General features: G+C 51.7%; 24 protein-coding genes. 13 read left to right on the forward strand and 11 right to left on the reverse strand.

Going from position 1 to position 23,311, the window contains the following annotated elements; all coding sequences use genetic code 11:
• Positions 1-113: 113 nt before the first annotated feature.
• A complete protein-coding gene (locus AAGA79_RS05335; protein ID WP_411827737.1) occupies positions 114-1,229 on the forward strand; it encodes a hypothetical protein in 1,116 nt (371 codons plus the stop codon).
• Positions 1,230-1,250: 21 nt separating this feature from the next.
• Here the strand turns inward: AAGA79_RS05335 and AAGA79_RS05340 are convergent, their stop codons facing one another.
• From AAGA79_RS05340 to AAGA79_RS05360, 5 genes are read right to left on the reverse strand one after another with little or no spacing between them, the layout of a single operon-like run.
• Positions 1,251-1,841: a hypothetical protein gene (locus tag AAGA79_RS05340; RefSeq protein WP_411827738.1), complete on the reverse strand. Its 591-nt coding sequence runs from the start codon at positions 1,839-1,841 to the stop codon at positions 1,251-1,253.
• Positions 1,842-1,857: 16 nt separating this feature from the next.
• Entirely contained in the window at positions 1,858-2,067 is a 210-nt protein-coding gene (locus AAGA79_RS05345) for a hypothetical protein (RefSeq protein ID WP_411827739.1), read from the reverse strand.
• Positions 2,058-2,759 carry a hypothetical protein gene (locus AAGA79_RS05350; RefSeq protein WP_411827740.1) on the reverse strand — a complete coding sequence of 234 codons (702 nt, stop codon included), beginning with the start codon at positions 2,757-2,759 and terminating at the stop codon, positions 2,058-2,060. The genes AAGA79_RS05345 and AAGA79_RS05350 overlap by 10 nt, the downstream gene beginning before the upstream one ends.
• Positions 2,760-2,791: 32 nt before the next feature.
• Positions 2,792-3,133 (reverse strand): hypothetical protein, encoded by a 342-nt coding sequence (locus tag AAGA79_RS05355; protein ID WP_411827741.1) that lies wholly within the window; start codon positions 3,131-3,133, stop codon positions 2,792-2,794.
• A 43-nt stretch (positions 3,134-3,176) separates the two neighbouring features.
• Positions 3,177-3,977 (reverse strand): hypothetical protein, encoded by an 801-nt coding sequence (locus tag AAGA79_RS05360; RefSeq protein ID WP_411827742.1) that lies wholly within the window; start codon positions 3,975-3,977, stop codon positions 3,177-3,179.
• A gap of 222 nt (positions 3,978-4,199) precedes the next feature.
• Here AAGA79_RS05360 and AAGA79_RS05365 point away from each other — a divergent pair, with 222 nt between their 5' ends.
• Positions 4,200-5,078 carry a class I SAM-dependent methyltransferase gene (locus tag AAGA79_RS05365; protein ID WP_411827743.1) on the forward strand — a complete coding sequence of 293 codons (879 nt, stop codon included), beginning with the start codon at positions 4,200-4,202 and terminating at the stop codon, positions 5,076-5,078.
• A gap of 127 nt (positions 5,079-5,205) precedes the next feature.
• Entirely contained in the window at positions 5,206-5,820 is a 615-nt protein-coding gene (locus AAGA79_RS05370) for a superoxide dismutase family protein (protein WP_411827744.1), read from the forward strand.
• A gap of 2 nt (positions 5,821-5,822) precedes the next feature.
• Here the strand turns inward: AAGA79_RS05370 and AAGA79_RS05375 are convergent, their stop codons facing one another.
• The 3 genes from AAGA79_RS05375 to AAGA79_RS05385 are packed head-to-tail and all read right to left on the reverse strand — an operon-like array spanning position 5,823 to position 11,601.
• Positions 5,823-7,832: a glycosyltransferase gene (locus tag AAGA79_RS05375; RefSeq protein WP_411827745.1), complete on the reverse strand. Its 2,010-nt coding sequence runs from the start codon at positions 7,830-7,832 to the stop codon at positions 5,823-5,825.
• Positions 7,801-9,297: a glycosyltransferase gene (locus AAGA79_RS05380; protein ID WP_411827746.1), complete on the reverse strand. Its 1,497-nt coding sequence runs from the start codon at positions 9,295-9,297 to the stop codon at positions 7,801-7,803. The genes AAGA79_RS05375 and AAGA79_RS05380 overlap by 32 nt, the downstream gene beginning before the upstream one ends.
• 36 nt (positions 9,298-9,333) lie before the next feature.
• The gene (locus AAGA79_RS05385; protein WP_411827747.1) at positions 9,334-11,601 is read right to left on the reverse strand and encodes an NAD(P)-binding domain-containing protein; all 2,268 of its coding nucleotides are present in this window, start codon (positions 11,599-11,601) and stop codon (positions 9,334-9,336) included.
• A 178-nt stretch (positions 11,602-11,779) separates the two neighbouring features.
• Between AAGA79_RS05385 and lepB the strand changes: the two genes are divergently transcribed.
• The 9 genes from lepB (at position 11,780) to AAGA79_RS05430 (ending at position 21,177) form a co-directional block, all read left to right on the forward strand.
• Positions 11,780-12,991: a signal peptidase I gene (gene lepB, locus AAGA79_RS05390; protein WP_411827748.1), complete on the forward strand. Its 1,212-nt coding sequence runs from the start codon at positions 11,780-11,782 to the stop codon at positions 12,989-12,991.
• 20 nt (positions 12,992-13,011) lie between these two features.
• Positions 13,012-13,845: a phytoene/squalene synthase family protein gene (locus AAGA79_RS05395; protein ID WP_411827749.1), complete on the forward strand. Its 834-nt coding sequence runs from the start codon at positions 13,012-13,014 to the stop codon at positions 13,843-13,845.
• Positions 13,846-13,881: 36 nt separating this feature from the next.
• Positions 13,882-14,304: a hypothetical protein gene (locus AAGA79_RS05400; protein WP_411827750.1), complete on the forward strand. Its 423-nt coding sequence runs from the start codon at positions 13,882-13,884 to the stop codon at positions 14,302-14,304.
• A gap of 18 nt (positions 14,305-14,322) precedes the next feature.
• On the forward strand, positions 14,323-16,053 hold the full coding sequence (locus AAGA79_RS05405; protein WP_411827751.1) for an Hsp70 family protein: 1,731 nt from the start codon (positions 14,323-14,325) through the stop codon (positions 16,051-16,053).
• The gene (rfbB, locus tag AAGA79_RS05410; RefSeq protein ID WP_411827752.1) at positions 16,050-17,108 is read left to right on the forward strand and encodes a dTDP-glucose 4,6-dehydratase; all 1,059 of its coding nucleotides are present in this window, start codon (positions 16,050-16,052) and stop codon (positions 17,106-17,108) included. The genes AAGA79_RS05405 and rfbB overlap by 4 nt, the downstream gene beginning before the upstream one ends.
• Entirely contained in the window at positions 17,105-18,223 is a 1,119-nt protein-coding gene (locus AAGA79_RS05415; protein WP_411827753.1) for a glycosyltransferase family 4 protein, read from the forward strand. The genes rfbB and AAGA79_RS05415 overlap by 4 nt, the downstream gene beginning before the upstream one ends.
• Before the next feature lie 116 nt (positions 18,224-18,339).
• Positions 18,340-19,110, forward strand: coding sequence for a hypothetical protein (locus AAGA79_RS05420; RefSeq protein WP_411827754.1), 771 nt, complete (start codon positions 18,340-18,342; stop codon positions 19,108-19,110).
• Positions 19,111-19,117: 7 nt separating this feature from the next.
• A complete protein-coding gene (locus AAGA79_RS05425; RefSeq protein ID WP_411827755.1) occupies positions 19,118-20,146 on the forward strand; it encodes an ELM1/GtrOC1 family putative glycosyltransferase in 1,029 nt (342 codons plus the stop codon).
• 14 nt (positions 20,147-20,160) lie between these two features.
• Complete coding sequence (locus AAGA79_RS05430; RefSeq protein WP_411827756.1) at positions 20,161-21,177, forward strand: glycosyltransferase; 1,017 nt, start codon at positions 20,161-20,163, stop codon at positions 21,175-21,177.
• 10 nt (positions 21,178-21,187) lie between these two features.
• On the opposite strand, the gene AAGA79_RS05435 is transcribed toward AAGA79_RS05430, so the two are convergent.
• Together AAGA79_RS05435 and AAGA79_RS05440 are read right to left on the reverse strand one after the other, a co-directional pair.
• On the reverse strand, positions 21,188-22,012 hold the full coding sequence (locus tag AAGA79_RS05435) for a hypothetical protein (protein ID WP_411827757.1): 825 nt from the start codon (positions 22,010-22,012) through the stop codon (positions 21,188-21,190).
• 106 nt (positions 22,013-22,118) lie between these two features.
• On the reverse strand, positions 22,119-22,439 hold the full coding sequence (locus AAGA79_RS05440; RefSeq protein WP_411827758.1) for a hypothetical protein: 321 nt from the start codon (positions 22,437-22,439) through the stop codon (positions 22,119-22,121).
• 68 nt (positions 22,440-22,507) lie between these two features.
• Here AAGA79_RS05440 and recO point away from each other — a divergent pair, with 68 nt between their 5' ends.
• On the forward strand, positions 22,508-23,050 hold the full coding sequence (recO, locus tag AAGA79_RS05445; protein ID WP_411827759.1) for a DNA repair protein RecO: 543 nt from the start codon (positions 22,508-22,510) through the stop codon (positions 23,048-23,050).
• On the opposite strand, the gene AAGA79_RS05450 is transcribed toward recO, so the two are convergent.
• Positions 23,035-23,265 (reverse strand): hypothetical protein, encoded by a 231-nt coding sequence (locus tag AAGA79_RS05450; RefSeq protein WP_411827760.1) that lies wholly within the window; start codon positions 23,263-23,265, stop codon positions 23,035-23,037. The genes recO and AAGA79_RS05450 overlap by 16 nt on opposite strands.
• Positions 23,266-23,311: the final 46 nt, after the last annotated feature.

Below are 23,311 nucleotides of genomic sequence, written 5' to 3' on the forward strand. Positions count from 1 at the left end.
GATCACTTGTTTAATGAAAGCCTCCGGTAATTTTTACCGGGGGCTTCTTAGTTTACAGAAACGGTAAAAAGAGATGTCAATATTCGGATTGATTGACTATCTTCTTTTCCGAAATGGCAGGTAAAGTTAGTAGATCCACCAAACAAATTCTGTCGGTTCTGTTTCACATCGTGGTCCTCATATCGATGGTTCTGATTTACGATGCAGGGAAACTGTTCTCCGTGAAACTTGGAATCATAGAGGCCGAGAATCAAAAGTCTGATATGACCGCGGAAGATGCCATGGATATGAATTTCATGGAGCATGAGGAAACTTTGGAGACGAAAATTGATCGTGCCTTGAACAAACTTATACTGAAGGTCGATGGCGGTTATCTTTTGAGGACTGATTTACCATTCCCTCCGCATTTGAAGGTAGTCGTTACCGAGACCAAAAAATTGAAAAAAGTGAGGATCGCCGGTAAATCCAGGTTTGGCGATGAAATCGACACCCTATCCGCCCGTATGGATGATGTGACCGAGTATGAAATGGCTGGAAAAGCTGTGCGTGTTACCAAAAGGGATAATGTTTCAAGGCGTCTGTTGAGCATTCAGGAACTGCAACAGATAGAGGTAGCTGCCGAGAAGGCGATTGCCGCCGGTCTGCCGGCACCGGAGCGCACGGATAAGGTTGTTGATAAATTGAAAGGGAAAGCCGTTCAATTCAACAATAAGGGCAAAGGATGGGCAGCGGTTCCTACAACCGAATTTATTACCAGGTCGTGGGCGAGTGAACTCGAACCGAATATTGATGAAATTCTGACCGACAATGGACTGCGTCCGGCCAAGCGGTGGTTTGGTAGAAATCCGTTGAAATTAGGATCGAAACAGAAGTTGAGTGGGGCCTCACTGGATTTGGTGATCAAAGATGCGGCAAGTGGCTCGCTTGATCTGGAGATGATTGGTGTGGAGGGAGTTCACGGCCATCCCTGTGCAGTATTTTCGATGGAAGGTTCAATGACTATGAAGCCTTACGAGAATGATTTGGGCCAGATAATTGAAACCGAAACCACCGTGGATGAGGGTAAGATCTGGTTCTCCCTACTCTACCCGATCGTCCTGAGAAAGGAAATGGATACGATCCAATCAACAGTCACCAAGGAAAGCGGCAAAAAGGTTGGTATTCAGCAGGGCGCGGTTGAAGACACACTTCACGTGAACTGGAAGGCTGTGAACCGCAAGGCGAAGTAATTTACTTATCCTCCGATAGGTTTACCTGCGTGGCTCCGGCGCCAACAGGTTCAGTTGGAAACGCTTTCTCATGGTCAAACTGAGATCGGCTACCGACAGTCGGGCTACCCCGCCTGTATGTGATAGCAGTATTCCTTCAGCGCCGACGTTCATTATTATAACGTTGTTCAATTTCCGTCCCGACTTCAGGACAATGTAATCGATCCGCGCCCCTCTTGATCGGTGCCAGAGAAGATTTTTGTAGGAAAGTATATATTCCTCATATTCTCTTTCTAGCTTCTTTCTTCGGAGCCCGGACCGAACCAGCTTCATCCTTAGCTGGCGAACTTCTTCTCTCCGGTTCTGCCTCAGATTTTCTGCGGCAAGAATCTCCACCTGTTGAGTTTCAATGTTTCCAGCGGAGTTTTCCAACTCAAGGTTGGCGGACGTTACCAATGCCCTCAGGCGTTTGATGTCTTCCTCGTTTTTGCTGATTTCGGCAATTTTATCGTTGGTCTCGGAAGACCCTGCAGCTCTCTTGTCCGCCAGGAGTGATAGAAAAACGCCCGCAAAGATCAGTGAGGCGAAGCAGAGGAGGATGGTCAAAATCCCACTATCGCTTTCAGAAGTCATCGAGGGTGGTTGAAAACTAAAGGGATTGGCGAAGTTTGGAAATTTCCTTACGCAGGCTGGATAATTCCCTTTGTTTCGAGGCCAGGCGGTTGCGATACAAACCGGAGCGGTCCAATGCGATGGTTGATCTGGTGCTATTGGCGTAGGAACTGATGGTAGCGTTGAGGCTCGAGATCTCGGACTCCAGTCCGCTTGCCCTTTGTTCCTTATCTCTTATCACGTCCATGGCCTTGCCGCGGTCCTCCTCAGCTCATTGGCCTTTTCCGCGTGTTCATGGGCGATACCCACCGCTTTGTTATGACGCCTTAGCATCGCCATTTCGCGCTGTATTTCATCAGCCTTCTGATCCTTATCAAACTGGTAGTAGTCCTGAAGTTTAGCTGGCAGTTCCTCGAAAGGGATGCGCTTCAGTCCATCCCTGTGACGCATTTCCAAGCCAACCGCTGTAACTTTCCGAATACTGACCTCATGGTAAATTTCACCGTTGGTGGTTTCCAGAGATTCAAGTTCGGTGCCTTCCGCGTTGTCCCTTACGAAGGCACGGTATTGGTTTTTATAATCGAAAAAGTGCTCTTCGAGCTCATCCAACCTCAGTTCTGCCAATTCCAGGTTTTCAGTCTGCGCATCAAACTGCGCATCGAGGTATTTGTTCCGGGCAGAAATTGTCCTGACCTTATCTGCGACGATTTGCCGATTCGGAATTGTGGCGAGCTTTGCATTCAGACTCTTCAATCTTTCGCCATCATTGCTAATTCGCAGTCCGTTCTGGCGAACTATCCCGGCAAGTGACTTTCCGCCGCTGTCCTCTTCAAAGGCAAGTGTCGCCAATAGCCCGAATCCGATGAGGACGAGTAGTGCCATGATCAGGCCAATTACACCGGGGCCTTTACTGCTGCTTAATAGATCGTTAAATGACATATTCTTGATTTTTCAAGTTTCGAACCTCGTAGTTACTGGTCCAGTGGCTTTAGCTGCTCGGTCGAATATTTCGCTTTGTAGGTATCGAATTGTTCTTTCAATAATGTTTCCTGCATTTCAATTTGCTCAATTTCGTCGAGCAATTCCTGACGCTCAGCTTCCAGTTTCTTGTTTACTACTGTGGCTGATAGCAATTCTTCGGTGCGGTCTTCCGGAAGATCTTTTAGCTTTTCTTCGGCAATTTCTAGCTCGCCGGTGAGGCGGGCGATTTCCGATTCCTGTTCACCTTTCTTCTTTACGAGAGCTGGATCATCACAGGAGACAAAACCAAGGGATACGATCAAAGGGGCGATTTTTGCGTATTTATGAAACATTATAAGATATTGTGTTTGGAGGGATATGAGAGAAATTCGTCCTTTAGTCGGCAGCTTTGAGGTCGGCTGATGAGACAGCGGAATTGCGCGGTGAGGAATGCGATGACGCAACGCGCGGCTTTGATTCGTATTCTGCGTGTGAGTGGGAACTTGTTTTGCTGCGATTGATCGATCCTACTCCCGAAAATTTCCTGGTAGTGCCAAGTGGTGCGAAATTAGCAAACGGCCGATTACTACCAGCGCGTATGCTTGCGGATTTGGTAGCATAGCTTTTTGCTGGGCTCGGGCTATTGGGTGGATTTTTTGCTAAGGCATTCGTCACTTCGATTTCATGGATGATACGGTTCTCGTGCTCAGAAGCGTAGAGTTCGAGCGCCAGTGAAGGATCAATTCCAAATTTCTTGTGTTCGACAAAGGAAAGTTCATCCACCGACAACCTGACCGTGCCGTTCGCGTGTCTGAGTGAAACTCCGCCGTTTGAAATCCTGGTAACGGTGCAGTCAGAGAATTTCCGTCCAGCAAGTGTTTTAAACTCCGGGAAATATCTTCCCTCATAGGCTGAACGGCATTTTTTGAGAACACTTTCACGGTAGGTAGCCCATGTGGCTTCTTTTTCTGCCAGGCGCTTCAGGGAAGTGGCCTTTTTGAGCTTTAAAACCGCGATCTCTTGTTCCTGGACTGTGGTCGATTCCCGGGAATCATGCTGGGTTCTTCCTGCAGCATGTTGAAGCTTGAGATTGGTCAGCTCGATTTGGTTGTTTAGTTCTATAATGACTTTCTCATTTCTCCACCATACGGCGTCGCGGGTATCGCTACGGCATGATGCGATGAGTATAACAATCAAAACTAGGGGGCGTAATTTCAACGGCGGGAGTCAAATGATGTATGCTGGCGGAGTCGAGTGTTAAATAGATACAATTGTAGATGCTATGTATTGATGAAGGTGGTTGTATTTTTAGCGCGAGATATAGATTCGTGCAGTCGAAAAAATAGGAAGTGTTTCCCGAATGCCCCGAAGCTCAAAATTTGATGGTTATTCTCCAGCGTGAGGGTGATAGAGTTGCGCATGGATAATCCGCGCAGAGAGGGAAAATACAGGGGGAGGTTTTCCTCGAAGAAGGCCAAGAATACCGCGGGTGGATTCCGCACAGGTGGACGCAAGTCAGAGGGAAATAGCAAAGGCGGCGGCGAGAAGGGCTGGGATGGAGTGGCCGGATGGTATGATAAAATGGTGGGAGTTGATGGATCCGATTATCATCAGAAGGTCATTTTACCCGCGGTAATGGATTTGCTGGATCTTTCCGGAGGAGAGGAAGTAATCGATATTTGTTGTGGGCAAGGGGTTCTGGTGAAGCACTTGCTTTCTGAAAGAGTCGAGAAGGTGCTGGGAGTGGATGCCAGCGCGAAGCTTATCGAATCGGCAAGAGGGCGTTATGGACGTGAGAGCGGGGTAGATTTTTTGCGCGCGGACGCATGTGTTGAGGGGGACTGGGCGGACGGTAGTTTTGATGCAGCGGCATGCGTAATGGCGGTGCATGACGTCCCGGATATCGATGGGTTGATGAAAAATATCTCAGCTGCATTGAAGCCGGGTGGAAAAGTGGCGATCGTGATGATGCATCCGTGCTTCCGTATTCCCAAGGAAAGCCATTGGGGCTGGGATGGTGATCAGAAGATCCAGTTTCGACGTCTCGATAAGTATGGAAGGGCCCTTGAGATTGGGATTCAAACACGTCCCGGGCTCGGCACCGATGAGAGCACGGTATTCTATCACCGTCCGCTCGCTGATGTGATCTCGTCCATGGGCGATGCCGGATTGGGCGTGATGAAATGTGTGGAGTTGTTCTCACATCGCCGATCCCAGGTAGGACCTTTCAGCAAGGCAGAGCACCGGGCGGCGGAGGAGTTTCCGTTGTTTTTGGGGCTCAAAGCTGTGAAAGCGTAGGTTCGGTTGCCGCAATTTACATGACAGCCTTTGCAGGGTGCAAGGTGCTGGAGGGAATCATGCATCGTAACTTACCGTGCGTGGGAGGTTCTCGGCTTGGAACGGATATTGCGATTAGAGATGCAATATGAAAACAAAACACCGATTGAACGATATATGCAAAGCCGCCGGGATTTTTGGTCTGGCAGTGGTTTCCCTTCAAGCAATGGAAGAGGGGAAGGGCATGGAGAAAATAGAACACACCGAGCACTCTTCAGCGGAGCTGAATAAGCTGATTGCGGTGATTTACCCAGTGAAAGACAGCAATGTCAAAGGCACAGTGGTCTTCGAGAAAGTAGAAGAAGGCGTGAAGGTTACAGCTAACGTCGGAGGTCTGGAACCGAATTCGAAGCATGGTTTCCACATCCACGAGTTCGGGGACATGGCCAGTGCTGACGCGACAAGCGCGGGTGGCCATTTCAATCCGGATGGCCATGACCATGCATTACCTGACAAAGATATGCGTCACTCCGGCGACCTGGGAAATCTGGAGGCGGACGAAAATGGTGCTGCCAAATTGGAGATCACAGTTAAAGGAATCACTCTGGATGCGGGTAAAACCGGAATTCTAGGCCGCGGGGTTATTATCCATGCGAAAGAAGACGACGGAGGGCAGCCTACCGGAAACGCAGGTGACAGGATCGGTGCGGGAGTGATCGGAATCTCCAAGGACGCTATGGAGAAGAGTGAAGAAGACATGTAAGGTTACTTATAGTATTCCGAATACATCCGCTCGGATACCCGGGCTGCCTGCTCTCTGCCGCTAAGTCTTGAGATCTGGTAGTGTGCTACAAGTTTCACGACCAAAGAAACTCTCTGTAGAAAGCCAGTCTTCCACTTTCCGGCGGAAACAGTCCACTCGGAGCCGAGGTAGACCACACGACCTGCGGATGCCATTCTCATACTGGCTTCCACGTCCTCCATCAATGGTTGGGCGGGGAAGCCATTTTCGCGTTCTAGAGCTTCGCGCCTCAGGATCATAGTCTGGTCGCCAAAAGCGACTCCGCCGAACACGACGCGAATCTCGTTGAGAGTCTCGATGAATAGTGTCCCGATGGTCTGCCGATCAAATCTTTGGCCGAGGACCAGCAGGGAGGCATCGGGATTTTCGGCGATGCCTTTTCTGATCCGCTCAATGAAATTCGGTGTAGGGATGGTGTCTACGTGGGCAATTAGAATCCATGGGCTGGATGTCGCGGAAATTCCTTTGGCTATCTGGTTTCCACGGCCTTTTTCAGAGGTGATAACCTTCGTTCCCGCTATTGCCTCCGGGTTATCGGAGCCCCCGTCCACGATAACGATCTCGAGCGGTGTGTTTTCGTTTTCTCGGATAGAGCGGAGAAATTCAGGAAGCTTGTTTCCGGGATTCAGAATGGGGAGAACGATGGCGATTTCGTTGGAAACTGCGAGAGTCAGCTGGGGCTTTGCTAGGCGGGAGAAAAGGAATCGATTCTGGGCGATGGCAGCGACGATGCCGGGGAGCCAGATGCAGGCGGCAATTCCGTGGCCAAATCCCCACCAGCCCATATTTTCCGCTGTCCACCATGCGAGAAAATATCCGGACATGGTGATGGAAAGTATGATCCATGCAAAAGACGGCCGAAGGGCGACCAGTGGAAGTACCCACGCCAAATACCAGAAATGAACTATGGGTGAGAAAAATAGTAGCGCGGATAGCATCCAGATCGAGGACTCGATGATATCGCTTTTCCCGCGCCAATGAAGGATACAGATGGCTGCGGCGGTCAGGCAGAATGCGGGGGTGAGAATCAGCCTGACTGTGGTGTGGGGAATACCGGCGGCTGCGAGAAACGTGTGGAATGGCGCATTGAAAGCTCCGGAACCTGCGAACTCGCGAACTCCGGCCAGCCATTCGGGAAGTGCTGAAATGAAGGGGAGTGAAGGTAGAATAAGTAGCAGCGGGAGGATGTAGGAGCTGCGGAGAAGTTTGTGCGTGAGAAAAAGAGGGATGAGTATGATACAGATGAGCTTGATCTGAATGGCAATTCCCAGCCAGAGCCATGCGCTGGATTTTCCCCTGGATGCGGAAATTACGGCAGCGAGCATTGCTGCTATCATCAGGCTATCGAAATGTGCTTCTGCAGCGAAAGCTATGAGGATGATGGGGTTGAACGCGTAGAAGCCGGCCCAACGGAGTGGAAGTGCGCGCTTCCGTAAGTATCCGATAATGAGATGGAGAGTCACAAGATCACCGATTAGGGAGAGGAGCTTAAAGGTCTGGAGCTCGTGTCCGAGTGCGGCGGTCGCGGCCATGATCCATTGGACTCCCGGAGGATATGCGGTCGGGCGATCCCGGTGGTTCATGCCTTCCCAGATTTCGTCGCGGCGGGACTCCCAGCGGGCATCATCCGCAGGTGCCGCGTAGGGATTTTCTCCAGCCAGGACGAGTTCTCCCTCCCAGAGGTAACGGTTCACATCGTCGGATACGGGTGCCATCCAAAGTAAGAGACGGAGCACGATTGCGCTGATGATGATGAGGTTTCGGGCACCACGGTCCGTGATTTTCGGGAAGAAAAACACAAGGCCCAGCATGGAGAAGCCGGATAGAGAGAAGAGTGCTACCCGTGTAATGGATTTAGATTCGAGCGGCCCGAGTAGAGACCAGACGATGCAAATTGCGGCGGAAATTCCGATGCAAATTTTCCAGGCGGAGGACCGAATATCAGGATTTTCCGCCTGCATGGATCTGTTCACGAAGGCTGCTGATACCGACGAGTCCGAAGCCGCCGATGTAGAGTGTGAGAAACGGAATAATCCCGTAACTGCCGTGTCTATAGTAAATATATACCGAGAGGATGCAGTAGAGTGCTGCAGCTATTTCCAGAATAGGAATGACGCTAGCCACAGGATTGTAGCTTTTGGTGACCTTGCTGCCGCGTTTCGGAGTGCGGACGAATCCACTTTTTATTCCCAGTATAGCTTCCAGGACCGCCCTGGTGTTCGAGATACAGATTCCGAAACCAACGAGAACTAGCGCGGGGAGGAGGAGAATGCGTTTCTTCCAGCTATCGGGATAGAGGTAGTGCTGGCTGATGACGTAGAGAATGGATGGTCCGATGGTGGCTGCGAGCAGTGGGCCGGCAATCAGGATCAACCATGAGGTTTGAACGTCCTTGCTGAGAAATTTCAGCGCTGGAAGTGCAAGCATTGCCACGGTGAACATCAGCGGATGTGCGAAGTAGTGGCAAAGGTGGAAGATTGACTGAAACTTTGCAAACGGGCGTTCCTCCGAGCGGAAGACGGTGGGGAGAAGCTTGATGGCCGTCTGGATGGAGCCTTTCGCCCAGCGGAATTGCTGACTTTTAAATGCGGAATAGGTTTCCGGTAATTCGGCAGGTACCATGACATGGGGGACGTATTCCATGTGCCAGCCCTTGAGCTGGGCGCGGTAGGATAGGTCGAGATCCTCGGTAAGAGTATCGGCTGCCCAGCCGCCGGCGTCTTCCATGGCTTTTCTACGCCAGATTCCGGCAGTTCCGTTGAAATTCAGGAAGAGGTGATTGGCGGAGCGCGCGGTTTGCTCAATGGCGAAGTGGCCATCGATTCCAACGGACTGCGCACGGGTGAGGAGTGATTCCTTTGTATTCAGGTGGCCCCAGCGTGCCTGCACGAGGCCGGTCTCTTCGTCTATGAAATGAGGGAGTAGTCTGCGCAGGAAGTCCGGTTCCGGGACGAAGTCGCTATCAAAAATGGCGATAAATTCTCCGTGTGCTTCCGGCATGGCGTCGGAGAGCGCGCCGGCCTTGTAGCCGTGGCGAATCTCTCTGCGGAAAACGTCGATCCAGATTCCTTTTTCGCGGAGCTCGGCGGCTACGCGGTCAACGAGTTCGCACGTCTCGTCATTGGAATCATCGAGGATCTGGATCTGATGAAGGTCCGCCGGATAGTCGAAGGCAGCCACGGCGCGGATGCATCGCTCAGCTACGTTAAACTCATTGTAAAGGGGGATCTGGGTAGTGATTTTCGGGAGATCATCAGTTTTTCCAGATGGGTGGTTTTTGTTCCACTCCGCTTCGATTTTCAACTGCCGGCCCTGGGTGGCTTTTGCGCGTTTTCCGAAGAGGAAAATAAGCACGTAGGCATTGAGTCCGTAGAATAGCAGCCCCGCGCTGGCTATTACGTAAATCGCGAACGCGACGCGCAGAAAAATATCAGACATAGAAGAAAAAAGAATACAATGCTCCCGGTGGAAGGGTTACTTTCCTTTCCTCCGTTCCGCCAAGCGGACGAGGGAAGCTGGTAGAGTATCGAAGATCTGTTCGCGACCATTTTCTGTCTGTTTTCCCAATCTGCCGAAGTCGAGCACACCAGTGGGGCAGCTTTGCACGCAAGCGGAGCAGCGCACGCATTCCGGGTCCTCCATGGGTTTCCCTTTATTGGCAAATGCCATGACATCGATTCCCTGATGGCAGACGGTTGTGCAGACATTGCAGGAGATACATTTTTCTTTTTCCGCGAAAATCCTGAAGCGGGAGAAGCGGGAGTAGATGTGCATCAGTGCGGCCAGCGGGCAGGCGAAGCGGCACCAGACCCGGCCGGAGAACTGGAAGTAGAGACCGTATCCGATGGCCCCGGCCAGCCAGAGATCGATCAGGTATTTGTAAGAAAACGGGGAGTATTTTTCACTGAGGCCCAGCATGATGGGGCCGATCCCTGTCTGCGGGAAGATCCAGCCAATGAGGCGTAGGACAAGGAGGATGAATGTGATGGCGAGAATGCCTTGGCCGACCATGTTGAGCTTATTCCAGCGGGGACCGTGTGGCATTTTCTGACGATGCTGGTCACCAAGCGTTTCCGCCATTGCACCGCAGGAGCAGATCCAGCCGCAGTAAGCTCCTTTCCCCCAGCGCCAGACGATGAGCGGTATGATGACGAAGGTCTGGATAAACCCTAGAATCAGCCAGCCCCACAGTGGAGCATCGGTGAAGATATTGTAGATAAAGAGCGGCCAGGCGAGGACGAAGCCGAACGCCCGCCAATAGGCTGTGGGCTCGGTGCCGGGCCCGTTTGAGAGGAATGTCATGCCGAACCATTCACCTATGCCTCCGTTGGTGAATGCTCCGTTCGCGCCCATCCAGGGAAGGATGATAAATGGTAAGATGAACAGCGGGAATACCTGAAAGGAAGCTAGCGTGGCTGTCTGTAGTTTGACGTATGGGGTTTTCCTGCGGCGGATACGCCGAATGCCGAAGATCACAATGACCGCGGTATACATGAATGCGAAGAGGAAACCCGGATCGCTGGAGGCACCTTTGGAAATGATGGCGAGTAGCCCGTTTTCACCGCCGATGACCGGGATATTGAAGGGAAACCATTTCCTGGATGCGAAAACCTGCCAGAAATTTGTGCCGGCGATGCCGAATACTTCCGCATAAGCTTTCAAGTGGTAGAGAAACGCCATGATCAGGCCGAAACCAAGCATGGTGATCCACCAACGCGGCCCTTTGTCGCCGGTGACGTGGACGCCTGATTTTCTAAAAAAGTCCAGTGGGGCCTCGCGGCCGATAAGTGTGAAGACGTAGTCGTTCTTTATGACTTTATCGCAGCCGTCTTCTCCACAGAGAGTTACTTCATCCTCCTCGATGTCCTGCACGTTGGTGCCCATGTGAAGGGTGAGTGTTTTTTTGGATTCCAGCTCTTTGAGCTTTTCTATATTTGCCGGTTTTGGGCGGGAAAATTCCTTTTTCCGGTAGGATAGATCGACTGTGGCGCCTTCTTCCGCCAGCGATATGGCCGCCTCCATCGCTGAGTCTCCGCCGCCTACGACCATAACGCGTTTTCCATCGTATTTGGAGGCGTCGATCAGGCGGTTCGAGACCTTTTCCAGTCCTTCACCCGGGACGTTGAGTTTGCGAAAATTTCCCGTGCGGCCGATGGCTACTATGACACGCTTGGCAGTGATCGGCTCGTTTTTCGTATGGAGCTTCAGAATACCTCCGGAGCGGGAAATCTTTTCGATTGCCGCTTTGGTAGTCTCAATGCCGTGCTCCTTTTGTTGCGCCTCGAGCTCGGTGATAAGGTCCTCCTTTACATCCGATTCGAACCGCATATCCCCGGCCGGCTTCATATCCGTGGGATAGGTGTAGATGGGCTTTTTCCTCGGGAAATTCCGGATGGTGGAGAATGCCTCTGCGGACTCGAAAATCTTGAAGTTCAGGCCGGCTTTCTTCGCTTCGATAGCGGCTGAGATACCGGAGACACCGGCACCAATAATGGCAAGATCGAGGGTTTCCTCTGATGTTTCGGATTTCTTGAAACCGGAGTCCTCGAGAATGGAGCTTACCGCTCTGGCGCCCGTATCCGCGGAAAATTTCAGGAGGGGAACACCGGTGAGGTCTCCGACGATGTAAATTCCGGGGATATTACAGGTGCCGTCATCGTTGGTGGCCGGTGCTTGCTCGACACCACCGGCGGGCCATTTTCCGTGAAGCCAGTGAGTGTAGTTTTTGATCAGGGAAAACATGGATTCTAGGTGGGGACGTGGCTGTACATTGGCGAAGAACTCTTCGCAGCTAGAGCATTGAATCTCAGTTCTATTCCAATTCAGTGGATCTGGCGAAGATGTTTCTCTTCGGGTTTCCTCCGGAAAGCAGCTGACTAGGACTTGCGCGGCCAGTGGTGGGAGTGCAGAGTTCGGCCATATGTTTACAGCTAGCTGGAAAAAGAATGCGAAGATTTTGGCAAAGGGAGCCAAGAAATTCATCGCATATAAGCGGGATTTGCTGGCTCCGGATCGGGTGGCGGAAGTGGAATCGAGAAGGCAGGATTTGCTGAAGGCGATCAAGCAGAACGATCAGGAGAAAACCGCGGAGGCATCCAAGCAGCTGAGAGCTACCTGCGAAAATTCGTTGCCACGTGAGAAGTCACAGAGCTGGTTTGAAGAGAATGTGGAGGTGATGTTCGTCGCGATCGTGATCGCCCTGGGCCTGCGCGCCTATTATCTGCAACCGTTCCGGATTCCTACTGGATCGATGCAACCAACGCTCAACGGCATTGTTGGAACACCGCTGAAGCAGGATGAGTGGCCAAGTTTCCCGAAACGGATGCTGGAATACGCGCTACGCGGTAGAAGCTACGTGAAGGTGGTAAACGATCAGGATCGCCAGATCCGCTACGCCAATACTCCCGAAGGATATCGCACCGATGCGCAGGATGTGCAGTGGATGCACTTTTTCAGCAGGTCACAGCTGATGAGTCTGAATCAAAAGCCTCTGAGATTACCCGCACCCAGCAGCCAAGCCTATGAGCTGGGTCTGGAGGAGGCGATCGCCGGAGCTGTCAAACAGGGCGGTGTGATAGAGAAAGGAAAGGTTCTTTTGGAAGGGTTCATCGATGCTGGTGACCTCGTTCTGGTGGATAAGTTCAGTTATCATTTCAGGAAGCCTGAGCGTGGAGAAGTTTTCGTATTCGATACTCTGGGAATCAAGGGTATTGAGGAGCACAGCGGGCCACAAGGTGGAGGTTCACACTACATCAAGCGTCTCGTGGGTGTTCCCGGTGACGAGCTTTCCATCGATACTCCGAATCTGCTGATAGACGGGAGAGTAGCGGAGGAGGCAGGAATCAAACGTGTGGCCAAAGGCGGAGAGCCTTTCGAAAAATCCCACAAAGGGTATGTTTTGGCACATCCGAGCAAAGATTTGCATCGCTACCTCGTGGAAACCACGGACGTCCTCAAACTGGATGCGGATAGCAGGAAAACAGGCTTCAACGAATACGCGGCAATGGGTGACAATACCGGGAACTCATTGGACTCCCGCTATTGGGGAACGGTGAAGGAATACAATCTGGTAGGTCCTGCAGCGTTCGTGCTCTGGCCAATCAGCTCAGGCCATTGGGGCTTTATCCACTGAGAAAATTTCGTTCGCCCGCCGTGTCTGTAGCAACTGAGATCACCCGGAAGGCGAAGTCCAATCTGGCGATAGCCCTCCGAATTCTCCCGAAAGCGCGGCGGGATGATATGGTGGTATTCTACGCCTTTTGTAGAACGGTGGATGACATCGCGGATGACCCCGTGGAGCCCAAATCCCTCCGCAGGAAGAAACTGGCGGAGTGGGAAGAAGGCCTGCGTGAAGGTTTTTTCCCGAAAGACAACGAGCTAGGAAATGCAGTTGTGGAAATGATCGGCCGATACGGGATTTCTCCGAAGTGGTTGACTGAAATCATCGATGGATGCCGGATGGATCTGGAGGTGCAGAGTTTCGGTAGCTGGGAGGAGTTGATGAAATACAATTGGAAGGTCGCCGGGGTGGTGGGGCTGGTTTGTACAAGGATTTTCGGCTGCGTTCACAAGGATTCCGACAAATATGCCGAGCTGCTGGGGAACGCTCTTCAGCTGACGAATATTCTGCGGGATGTTGGTGAAGATCTCGCGAATGGGGGTCGAATCTATTTGCCGGTAAATGACATGATCCGCTTCCAGTATTCCGAGCGGGATCTCGTGGGGAAAGTCTATGACGGCCGATTTCTTGCGATGATGTCCTATCACGCCCAACGGGCTGAATACTATTTTCAGGAGGCGCAGAAGATGATGCCGGAGATCGATGAAAGGTCTCTGCTACCCGCTCGCATCATGTCCGATATCTATCATGATCTTCTGGAGAACATCCGGGCGGGAGAATTCCGGGTTTTTGACAAGAGATTCCGTGTTTCAAAGTTCAGAAAGGTAGCGATTCTTGCAAAATATTTGATCGCCGGACGGTATTGACGTGAATAGAATTCAATCATAAAGCATCAGAGAGTTATGAAAATACTGACATCCGCCGCCGTCTGCTTCACCGCTGTAGTTCTCGCATCCTGTGTGGATCCTAACTACTATCCGCCGCCTTCAGCATCACGCGACTTCAGGCCCTACGGCCCCGAGGCTGATCGGCTCCGTGCGGAAGGACGTCTGAATGACGATCAACAGCGTTACAATACCTACGATCAGAGCGACCGCACCGATCAGGGGACAACCACCTACAATCAGGGATACGACCAGCCTAGGCAACAGCAGCAAGTCGATCCGGTCCCAAGCCGTGACCAGTATCCGACAGCTACCGGCACAGCGAATCCGAATCAGGTGCTGAGCCCATACAAGCCTTACAATGTCATCGATATCGAAGGCTTCCGCTCGGGGCAACTCGCGAAAGACCCTTCAAACGGTCAGATTTTCCGCATTCCCTAGGTCTTGGAATCCAGCGGGATGATATTAGGCATTGATCTTGGCACCACTCACTCGGCGGTAGGTGTGGTGGATTCCGGTTTTCCCATTCTCCTGGCGGATGAGGACGGAAAACGGATCATCCCAAGTGCTGTCTGGTTCGGTAAAAACGGCGAAATAGAGGTTGGGCGTAAGGCTCTGAGGCGGCGTGCCGTGGATCCATCACGGGTCGTAACCAGCGTGAAGCGCTGGATGGGGACGGAAGAGACCACGGATGTGGCGCTCGGAAATGTTGGTAGGAGTCCAGAGGAGGTTTCCTCGAAGATCCTCAAGGAGCTCAAGCGGATCGCGGAGTGGCGAATCGGAGCTGAAGTCGAAAAGGCGGTGATTACGGTTCCCGCTTATTTCAATGATGCACAACGTGCTGCGACAAAGAAGGCTGGCGAGCTTGCCGGTCTGGATGTGGTGCGGATGATCAATGAACCGACTGCCGCAGCCTTGTCCTACGGTCTGGATAAGATGAAGGAGCGCTCGAGGGTGGCTGTGTATGATCTGGGTGGCGGGACCTTCGACCTTACGGTTCTTGAAATTGAGGACGGCGTTTTTCAGGTCCTTTCCACCCATGGCGATACCAGGCTGGGCGGGGATGATGTGGATCGCATGATATCCGCATGGATGCGTGATGGTCTGGGTGAAATCTCCCACGACGTGGCGGTTAAGTTCACAGAAGAGGCGGAGCGTGCGAAGCGTGTGCTGTCCAGCGAGGATGAAGTCACGATAAGGATTCCTTTCTATGATGGATTCAGCAGTTTCGAGAAAACACTGAGCCGCGGGATGCTGGACACGATGGTAAAAGAATGGATCAGTAAGAGTATCAAATGCTGCCGTCAGGCGATGCTTGATAGTGGTCTGGGCGTGGAAGATCTGGATTCGGTGGTATTGGTGGGTGGTAGCACGCGGATGCCCGCGGTACGCGACGCGGTGGCTGAATTTTTCAAAAAGGAAGTGGACGTGACACAACACCCCGATGAAGCGATCGCGCTGGGTGCCACGATTCAGGGTGGGGTGATGAGCGGTGCGATGAGCAAGATGGTTCTGCTGGACGTGACGCCACTCAGCCTCGGTTTGGAGACTTTCGGCGGGTTAATGAATGTGATCATTCCGCGCAATACGACGATTCCCTGCAAGGCGGGGGAGATGTTTACAAATGCGGCTGATGGGCAAGAAAAGATGTCCGTGAGAGTGCTGCAAGGGGAGCGGGAGATGGCCAAGGATAATTGGGAGCTCGGAAAATTCGAGCTGGAGATGGAAAAACTTCCGAAGGGCCAAGCCCGGGTGGGGGTACAGTTCAAGATCGATGCGGACGGGATTCTCGAGGTTCTGGCGCGTGAGATTTCGACCGGGAAAGATGTGATTGTTCATATCCAGAGCTCGGCGGTGAATGTCGATGATGCTGCCGTGGAGGAAATGGTAAGCTCTTCCGTGGAGCATGCCTTCGAGGATATGTCGGAGCGGATTTTTACGGAGGCCAAGATGAAGGCTGACGAGCTATTGCCAGCTGTGGAAATGATACTGGCACAAGGCTTGGTGGAGAATGAGGAACGCGCGGAGATAGAAAGCTCCGTCAAGGAGGTCAAACTGGCCATTGCCGATCATTCTGCAAATTCGCTCAAAGCAGCTACCCAACGGTTGGATTCAGCAACCGAGGCAGCAGCAGCGCGACTGGTGGAGAAGGCGATGGAAGAGGCTTTGGCAAAGCAGCTTGGTATATGAAAGAAGAAGAATCCCGCTCGATCTTGGTAACCGGTGGAGCAGGATTCATCGGATCGAATTTGGTTCGGCATCTCCTATCCCGTGGACACCGTGTTCTAAACGTGGATTTGCTCACCTACGCGGGAAACCTGAGTTCCTTGAGCGATGTGGTGGAAAATCCGAATTATTGTCTTCTTAGGGCAGATATCGCCGATTCGGAAGCGATGGTGCAGGCATTTCGCGAGTCCAAACCGGATTGGGTATTTCACCTGGCTGCGGAAAGTCACGTGGATAGGTCAATTTCCGCTCCGATGAATTTTGTGCGGACCAATGTATTGGGGACCGCTTCTTTGCTACAGGCTGCGCTGGATTTTTGGGTCTCCGGCGGGAAACCGGAAAACTTCAAATTCGTTCATGTTTCCACGGATGAGGTGTTTGGAGAACTGGGTAAGGAGGGTGCTTTTGACGAAAATAGCAGTTATGCACCGCGCTCTCCATACTCGGCCAGCAAAGCGGGTGGGGATCATATGGTGAGAGCTTGGGGGAATACCTATGGCTTGCCGGTAATCGTCACTTCGTGTGCGAACAATTACGGTCCTTACCAATTTCCTGAAAAGCTGATTCCGCTGACAATTCTCAATGCGATGAGGGGGAATAAGATTTCGGTCTATGGTGATGGGTGCCAGATCAGGGACTGGCTGCATGTGACGGATACCTGCAAGGCCTTGGAGTTGGTCGGAGAGAAAGGGATTGTTCGTGAAACCTACCTGATTGGTGCGAAGTGTGAGTGGAGGAATATCGACCTGGTGAGGGAAATTTGTCGGATTGTGGACGATCTTGGACGGGAGTTTCCAGAGCTTGATATAAGGGGAAATACAGCTTCGCAGATCGAATTTGTCGCAGATCGGCTGGGACATGATTTCCGTTATTCAATTGATCCATCGAAAATTGAAAATGAGCTCGGATGGACGGCCGGCGGGGAAATGAGTCTATATCTCGAGCAGACAGTGCGTTGGTATTTTGAAAACAGAGATTGGTGGGAGCCGATTCTGGATGGTAGTTTCAAGGAAATATGAAGGTTTTACAGGTGTTGCCGGAGCTGAATTCCGGAGGAGTTGAGCGGGGGACCCTGGAGGTGGCTGGTTATTTGGTGGAAAATGGACATGAGGCCGTTGTCGTCTCAAACGGAGGTAGAATGGTGGAGGAACTGGTGCGATGTGGAGCCCGCCATATCGCCATGCCGGTTCACAAAAAGAGTCTAGGCTCGCTTTTTCAGGTGAAAGCATTCCGGGAGATGCTGGAGAAAGAAAAGCCGGATATACTCCATGTTCGTTCAAGGGTGCCGGCGTGGATCGCTTATCTGGCGTGGAGAAAGATGGACCCTGCCACGCGGCCGCGACTTGTCAGCACTGTGCACGGGTTCTATTCCGTGAATTTCTACTCTGCGGTGATGACAAAAGGCGAGCGGGTGATCGCCGTTTCGGAGAGCATCCGGAAATACATTCTGGAGAATTATCCTGGAACTCCGGACGAGAAAATCACTGTGATTCACCGCGGAGTTTCCCCCGGGCAATTTCCGAGAGGTTACCAGCCGGATGAGGAGTGGCTTGGGAAGTGGAAGTCGGACTATCCGCAATTGGCGGGGAAAACCGTGCTGCTGCTACCCGGAAGACTGACCCGCTGGAAAGGACAGGAGGATTTCATACGGCTGTTGGCTGAGCTGAAAAAAGTCGGGATGAACGTGCACGGGCTATTGCTTGGAGAGACACATCCGAGGAAACGTGAGTTCGAGGAGGAACTTCGCGCATCGGCCGGAAAGCTTGGTGTATTGGACGATCTCACGTTTCTTGGACACCGGAAGGATGTGCGGGAGGTAATGTCAGTGGCGGACCTGACGCTCTCCCTCTCCCACGATCCTGAAGCTTTCGGGAGAGTTTCGCTGGAAGCCGCGACATTGGGCAAGCCGGTGGTGGGTTACGATCACGGTGGAGTCGCCGAGCAGCTTCGAGTGCTATTTCCCGAAGGGACAGTGCCGGTAGGCGACGAGGTAAAGTTAGCGGAAAAAGTCAGGAAAATCCTTCAGTCAGACCTGGTGCCGGGTGGAGTTCACGAGGCTTTTCTGCTGGATTCCATGCTGAAAAACACCCTCGGTGTTTATGAAGACCTATTGGCAAGTGAGGCCGTGGCGTAATCGGATATTCACTTTTTGAACTTTTAGGTTTTGGCTAAAAAATAATAGCGTCGCCTGTGGTGTTTCTTCAGAGGCCCATATTTTTAAATCCATCTACATTTTCTGGATCATACATCATGTCAGACAGTATAAAATTTCTTTGCCGTTTCTTTACCGACAATGTTGGGGATGCAAATTGCTCACCAATTCAATTTCTAGATTTCCAGCCACACGCTGTGGAAAGAGTGGAATTCAGTGATTTCAGGAAAAATTACAAGGCAGGAAAGACGGACGAATTACTGGATCAGACGGTAATAGTGGGCGGTGGATTCTATGATGTGAAACAGCTTAAATACCTGAGCCAAGCGAGAAAGATCGTGTTTTGGGGCGGAGGTATCCGGGATATCAGCAAGTATCGATCGTTTCTGACCAAGAAGGCCAAAGCATTACCCAATGCAAAGAAGACGTTGTATGGCGTGCGGGATGTCGGATTTGGCGATCAATGGGTTCCGTGTGTGAGTTGCATCAGTGATAACTTCGACAAAAAGTATGATATCACTTCCGAATATGTGGTGTTTCAGCATCATCGGCAAAATATCGATCTGCCATTTCCCAAAATGATTAATGATCAAGCAGAGTTTTCGGAAGCGGTTGGCTTCCTGGGATCTGCGGAAAAAGTCATAACCAATTCCTATCACGGTGCTTATTGGGCAACTCTTCTAGGCAAGGAGGTATTCATTTATAACGAGATCAATGATAAAATCTCCATGCTTAAATGGAAGCCGACATTCTGTGAAAAAGATGAATGGAAGGGAAATACAAATGCCGTCACCTATCCGAACGCCTTGGGGGAGGCGCGTGAGGCAAATCTGAAATTTCACGAGATGGTGATGAACTTTATCCAATAAGGAGCTGATGAACGTATGGCTTTTGGATGAGGGAACACCGGGGCATACGGTCCAAACAAAAGGAATCGGCGGCCTATTGGAGTCGAAGATTTTGGCTCGCACCAATTGGATTGATGTTCGTCTGAAGCTCAGGGGATGGCAGCGGCCTATTGCAAGGCTACTGGTGGGTAAGGTCTGTCGGAAAGGAAGCGCATTGAAGTTAGCGCATATCCTCTATCCGGGCCTTGTTCTACCGGAGGAAAAACCTGATTTGATAATCTCTAGCTGCGGGAAAAGCGCGTATCTGAATCACCTGTTGAGTGTGGCATACGGAGCGAGGAGCATCTTCATAGGGGAGCGGAAACCGTTTCCGGCTGATTGGTTCGATCTGATTCTAACCCCGGTTTCCGACGGGAGCAAAAACGAGCTGATTATGCCGATCATTGAGACCGGACAATCTGTGGAAGGGGCTCTATCCGCACAGAAAGCTTTCTGGCCGGATGGTGCGCCGGAAAGGTGCTGGACCATGTTGATTGGGGGGGCGAGTAGGACTCATCCGTTCAAAGAGAGCGATTGGAGTGAGCTAGCGGATGCGATGAATAAGCTGGCTGGAAAATATCAGTTCAAGTGGCTTCTGAGCACATCCCGCAGGACCGGGAAGGATGCGGAGGAAATCCTGAAAAAGGGGATTTCACCCGAATATATCGAGCAGGCTGTTTGGTGGGACGAGGAGCCAAAAAGATGCTTGAGTGCCTATCTCGGAGCAGGGGAGAGGATTTTCGTGACCCAGGATAGTCTCTCAATGATGTCGGAAGGTTTGGCAGTTGGAAAACGGGTGGAACTTGTGCTCCCTGAAAATTGGGAAATGCCTGAAGATAGTATAAATGGAAGATACGTGAGAAGGCTGCAGGGGGAGGAATTGATTGGAAGAACACAGATCGTCGATCTGGCCGAATATTGTCCGGAGGGCGATGGAACGGTATCGCTGGAGGAAAAGAAGGAGACGTTCGCGAAGAAGTTGCTTTCCTGGGTGGCGGGTGAAAGGGTCGTGCAATGATTCGGGTGAAATACATGGCGAGAGGTATTCGCCGGAAAGAAGCTTCGACTGAAAAGTGGCTCAGGCAATTTCCGGGAGGGAAGACCGTTTTCGGCAACTGTGAATTCCTGCTGGACTGCGATGCGCGTGGTTATGATTGGCTGGTTGTTTTCAGTGATTTTCCGCCGAACGATCTCGAGCGCTTCTCGATGTGGGAAGAGAAGTTGGATTGCCCGCGGGAGAATACAATATTTGTCACGAATGAACCTTCCAGTGTTAAGAACTACGGGGTGGATTTCCTTGCCCAATTCGGGCACGTGATCACCACTCAGGAACCGGAAATTATTCGTCACCCAAACGCAATTTATAAACAGTCTGGCTACCGCTGGTTCTATGGTGCGGGGCAGACACCGATGATGGATCACGACGCGATCTCCGCGAATCCACCACTTGAAAAGACACAATTGATCTCAACGGTTTGCTCGGCAAAACGCCAGAAACATACCCTGCATGCGACTCGATATGATTTTACCTGGGCGCTGAAGGAAGAGATTCCCGAATTGGAAATCTTTGGACGGGGAGTTCGACCGGTGGATGACAAATCCGAAGCGTTGGATGACTTCAAATACCACATCGTGGTGGAAAATTTCGTAGGCCCGGATCACTGGAGCGAAAAGCTGAGCGATTCATTTTTGGGCCTTTCTCTTCCCTTTTACCATGGCTGCCCGAATGCCGCCGATTATTTCCCGGAGGGCAGCTTCATCCCGATCGATATCAACGACTACGAGGGTTCGCTGGCGACTATCAGGGAGGCTATCGCGAATGGTGAATACGAGAAACGCCTGGAAGATTTGCTTGAGGCTAGGCGGCGCGTTCTGGACGTGCATCAGATTTTTCCGATGGTCGCGCGTGAGATCGAATCGCGCCACGAGGAACGGGCAGCGATGAGTGACTATGGCTCGATTCTGAGTCGCTCCCTGATACGGAAGCGGAATCCGTGGATTGCGGTGAAAATGGCTGTGAACAAGTTTCTCAGCCGTATGAAAAAATAGGCTTCGGGAATTATTTCCAGTAGTCCGCAATCCACTCCGCAGCGCGGAATTTCTTGTAGAACCGCTTCCAGGCACTTTCCTGTTTCGCGCTGCCTGGGCTTTGCCAGACTCCTACGATGGCGTCCTGGATGTTGGGATTCCCGTGAAATGCCAGAACCATGGTCTCTTCAGGGGGCTTCTTCGGCGTCACAAAGCGGCGAACGAATAGTGGTGCAAGGCAGTGGTATTTGAACGAGCGGAACCAGGCATCCGGCCAGAATTGCATGGCCCCGAAGCGTTCGATCACTTTTGCCGATAGATACTGCTGGGTGGCGGTGCCGTAGCGGGCGATGACCGCCTGTTGGTTTGATTCGAAATCTTCTTTGATGTAGCTCAAGCTCCCTACGATGAAGGAATAACAGGTGGCTTGGCCCACGTGGTCGCCTTTCGTATTCCAATCATTGATGATGTAGAATTGGTCGTCTTGCGGGTAGGTGAAAAGTGCGTCGAGATTGTTGGTGATGACTACATCGAGATCGAAAAAGAACACTCGTTTCCCCTGTAGGCCGGCGATGTCCGGTGTGCAAAGTCCCACGGTTTTCCGGTAGTTCAGATTTCCCTTTGCCTGAGGGAGCTCAACACCGGGCTCGGGATGTTGAAGAATTTCCGGATTGAGAGCGGGTAGCGACTCATTGCTGAAGAGGTGAAATTTCAGTGGAAGGGTCGTATTCCGGGCGACCATTGAATACAGGCGATTGATATCCTCTGCCGGATAGGCAGTGCCCCACTGGATGCAGATGACGTGGATGTCCTCCTGGCTGGCTGAGCTATCTATGTTTGCGGTCGCCTGAGTCATGCGGTGGGATTCCTGTGTATAAAATGGAGGTCTTGAAAATGAAAAAGCCGGTCTCAATAGATGCTGAGAGACCGGCCTTTGGAAAGAAATTGTTAAATGGTGGGAATTACTCCTCGCCGGCTTCTGTTGTTTCTTCAGCTGCTGTTTCTTCGGCTACTGCTGTTTCTTCAGCTACTTTCTTGGCTGGAGCTTTCTTAGCTGCTGCTTTTTTGGCTGGAGCTTTTTTGGCGGCTGCTTTTTTAGCAGGAGCTTTTCTGGCAGCTGTCTTTTCTGCTGCGTCAGTGTCAGCGGAGTCGCCTTTTTTTGAAGCTGCTTTCTTTACTGTAGCCTTCGGAAGGATGCCGCCGAGTTTGGCTTGTTCCTTTTTGCGCTTCAGATAATTCGCACGACGGCGACGTTTAGTGATTTTGTTTGATTGCTGAGCCATAATTGCTGGTTATTGGCTAGGGCAGTAAAACACCCGTATCAAGCCGAATTTCACAATCATCCATTACAGTGTTCTCCAGCGAAGCGATTCTGATACGCACTACGCGACTTACCGACACCAGTTTGATCGTTCATTGGTTCACCGAAACCGATGGTCTGGTGAAGACGGTGGCGAAGGGTGCACTGCGGCCACGGAGTCCTTTTTCGGGGAAGTTGGATCTGTTTTTCTCCGGGGAAATCTCCGTGTTACGTGCGAAGAAGGGTGAGTTGCATACGCTGAAGGAGGTCTCGATCTCAAATTGGCGGCAGGGGTTGCGCAGGCAGTATTCGTCCACGCTACTTTCCGGGTATTTCTGCCAGCTGGTGCAGAGTGCGGTGGAGCTGGAGCAGGCGGAGGTGGATTTGTATGATTTACTGCGCCGTGCACTCGATCACCTGGATACGGAGGAGCCCAGCAAGCGGGCGATGGTCTATTTTGAGAAACAGCTTCTGGAAATACTGGGGATTTCCGGTGGGAAGACCGGTGTGGAATTCGCCCTGCGTGAACATCTGGGCAGCCTTCCTGCTTCCCGCAGGCAGTTGATCGAGCGGTTCGATCAGCCGAGTTCTTGAATCTTTTCGACGATCCGGTCTTCCACCCCGGCTTCCGTACGGATGAAGATTTCCTGCAGGCCTTTTGCTGATTGCGTCACGGCTTTCAGCCCGCCCGGAGTCTTCCGCTGGATCTTGATGGCTCCGGTCGCGTCGTTTTTACCCAAGGACTTTCCACCATATGATCTACCGATGATCACGCCGATGACTCCATCGAGAGCTTCGATCTTTTTCATGATCGATTTACACTCCTTGGAGGTGGATTGATGGCGGCCGCGGGAT

It is taken from the genome of Luteolibacter sp. AS25 (assembly GCF_046736275.1).
Classification (GTDB): Bacteria; Verrucomicrobiota; Verrucomicrobiia; order Verrucomicrobiales; family Akkermansiaceae; genus Luteolibacter.

Coding starts and splice junctions, on each gene's coding strand:
- AAGA79_RS05405 (WP_411827751.1), top strand. CDS start 14,323: ATGATATTAGGCATTGATCTTGGCACCACTCACTCGGCGGTAGGTGTG.
- AAGA79_RS05355 (WP_411827741.1), bottom strand. CDS start 3,133: ATGTTTCATAAATACGCAAAAATCGCCCCTTTGATCGTATCCCTTGGT.
- AAGA79_RS05340 (WP_411827738.1), bottom strand. CDS start 1,841: ATGACTTCTGAAAGCGATAGTGGGATTTTGACCATCCTCCTCTGCTTC.
- AAGA79_RS05420 (WP_411827754.1), top strand. CDS start 18,340: ATGTCAGACAGTATAAAATTTCTTTGCCGTTTCTTTACCGACAATGTT.
- AAGA79_RS05415 (WP_411827753.1), top strand. CDS start 17,105: ATGAAGGTTTTACAGGTGTTGCCGGAGCTGAATTCCGGAGGAGTTGAG.
- AAGA79_RS05450 (WP_411827760.1), bottom strand. CDS start 23,265: ATGAAAAAGATCGAAGCTCTCGATGGAGTCATCGGCGTGATCATCGGT.
- AAGA79_RS05425 (WP_411827755.1), top strand. CDS start 19,118: ATGAACGTATGGCTTTTGGATGAGGGAACACCGGGGCATACGGTCCAA.
- AAGA79_RS05370 (WP_411827744.1), top strand. CDS start 5,206: ATGAAAACAAAACACCGATTGAACGATATATGCAAAGCCGCCGGGATT.
- AAGA79_RS05380 (WP_411827746.1), bottom strand. CDS start 9,297: ATGTCTGATATTTTTCTGCGCGTCGCGTTCGCGATTTACGTAATAGCC.
- AAGA79_RS05435 (WP_411827757.1), bottom strand. CDS start 22,012: ATGACTCAGGCGACCGCAAACATAGATAGCTCAGCCAGCCAGGAGGAC.
- AAGA79_RS05335 (WP_411827737.1), top strand. CDS start 114: ATGGCAGGTAAAGTTAGTAGATCCACCAAACAAATTCTGTCGGTTCTG.
- AAGA79_RS05385 (WP_411827747.1), bottom strand. CDS start 11,601: ATGTTTTCCCTGATCAAAAACTACACTCACTGGCTTCACGGAAAATGG.
- lepB (WP_411827748.1), top strand. CDS start 11,780: ATGTTTACAGCTAGCTGGAAAAAGAATGCGAAGATTTTGGCAAAGGGA.
- rfbB (WP_411827752.1), top strand. CDS start 16,050: ATGAAAGAAGAAGAATCCCGCTCGATCTTGGTAACCGGTGGAGCAGGA.
- AAGA79_RS05400 (WP_411827750.1), top strand. CDS start 13,882: ATGAAAATACTGACATCCGCCGCCGTCTGCTTCACCGCTGTAGTTCTC.
- AAGA79_RS05440 (WP_411827758.1), bottom strand. CDS start 22,439: ATGGCTCAGCAATCAAACAAAATCACTAAACGTCGCCGTCGTGCGAAT.
- AAGA79_RS05430 (WP_411827756.1), top strand. CDS start 20,161: ATGGCGAGAGGTATTCGCCGGAAAGAAGCTTCGACTGAAAAGTGGCTC.
- AAGA79_RS05365 (WP_411827743.1), top strand. CDS start 4,200: ATGGATAATCCGCGCAGAGAGGGAAAATACAGGGGGAGGTTTTCCTCG.
- AAGA79_RS05345 (WP_411827739.1), bottom strand. CDS start 2,067: ATGGACGTGATAAGAGATAAGGAACAAAGGGCAAGCGGACTGGAGTCC.
- AAGA79_RS05350 (WP_411827740.1), bottom strand. CDS start 2,759: ATGTCATTTAACGATCTATTAAGCAGCAGTAAAGGCCCCGGTGTAATT.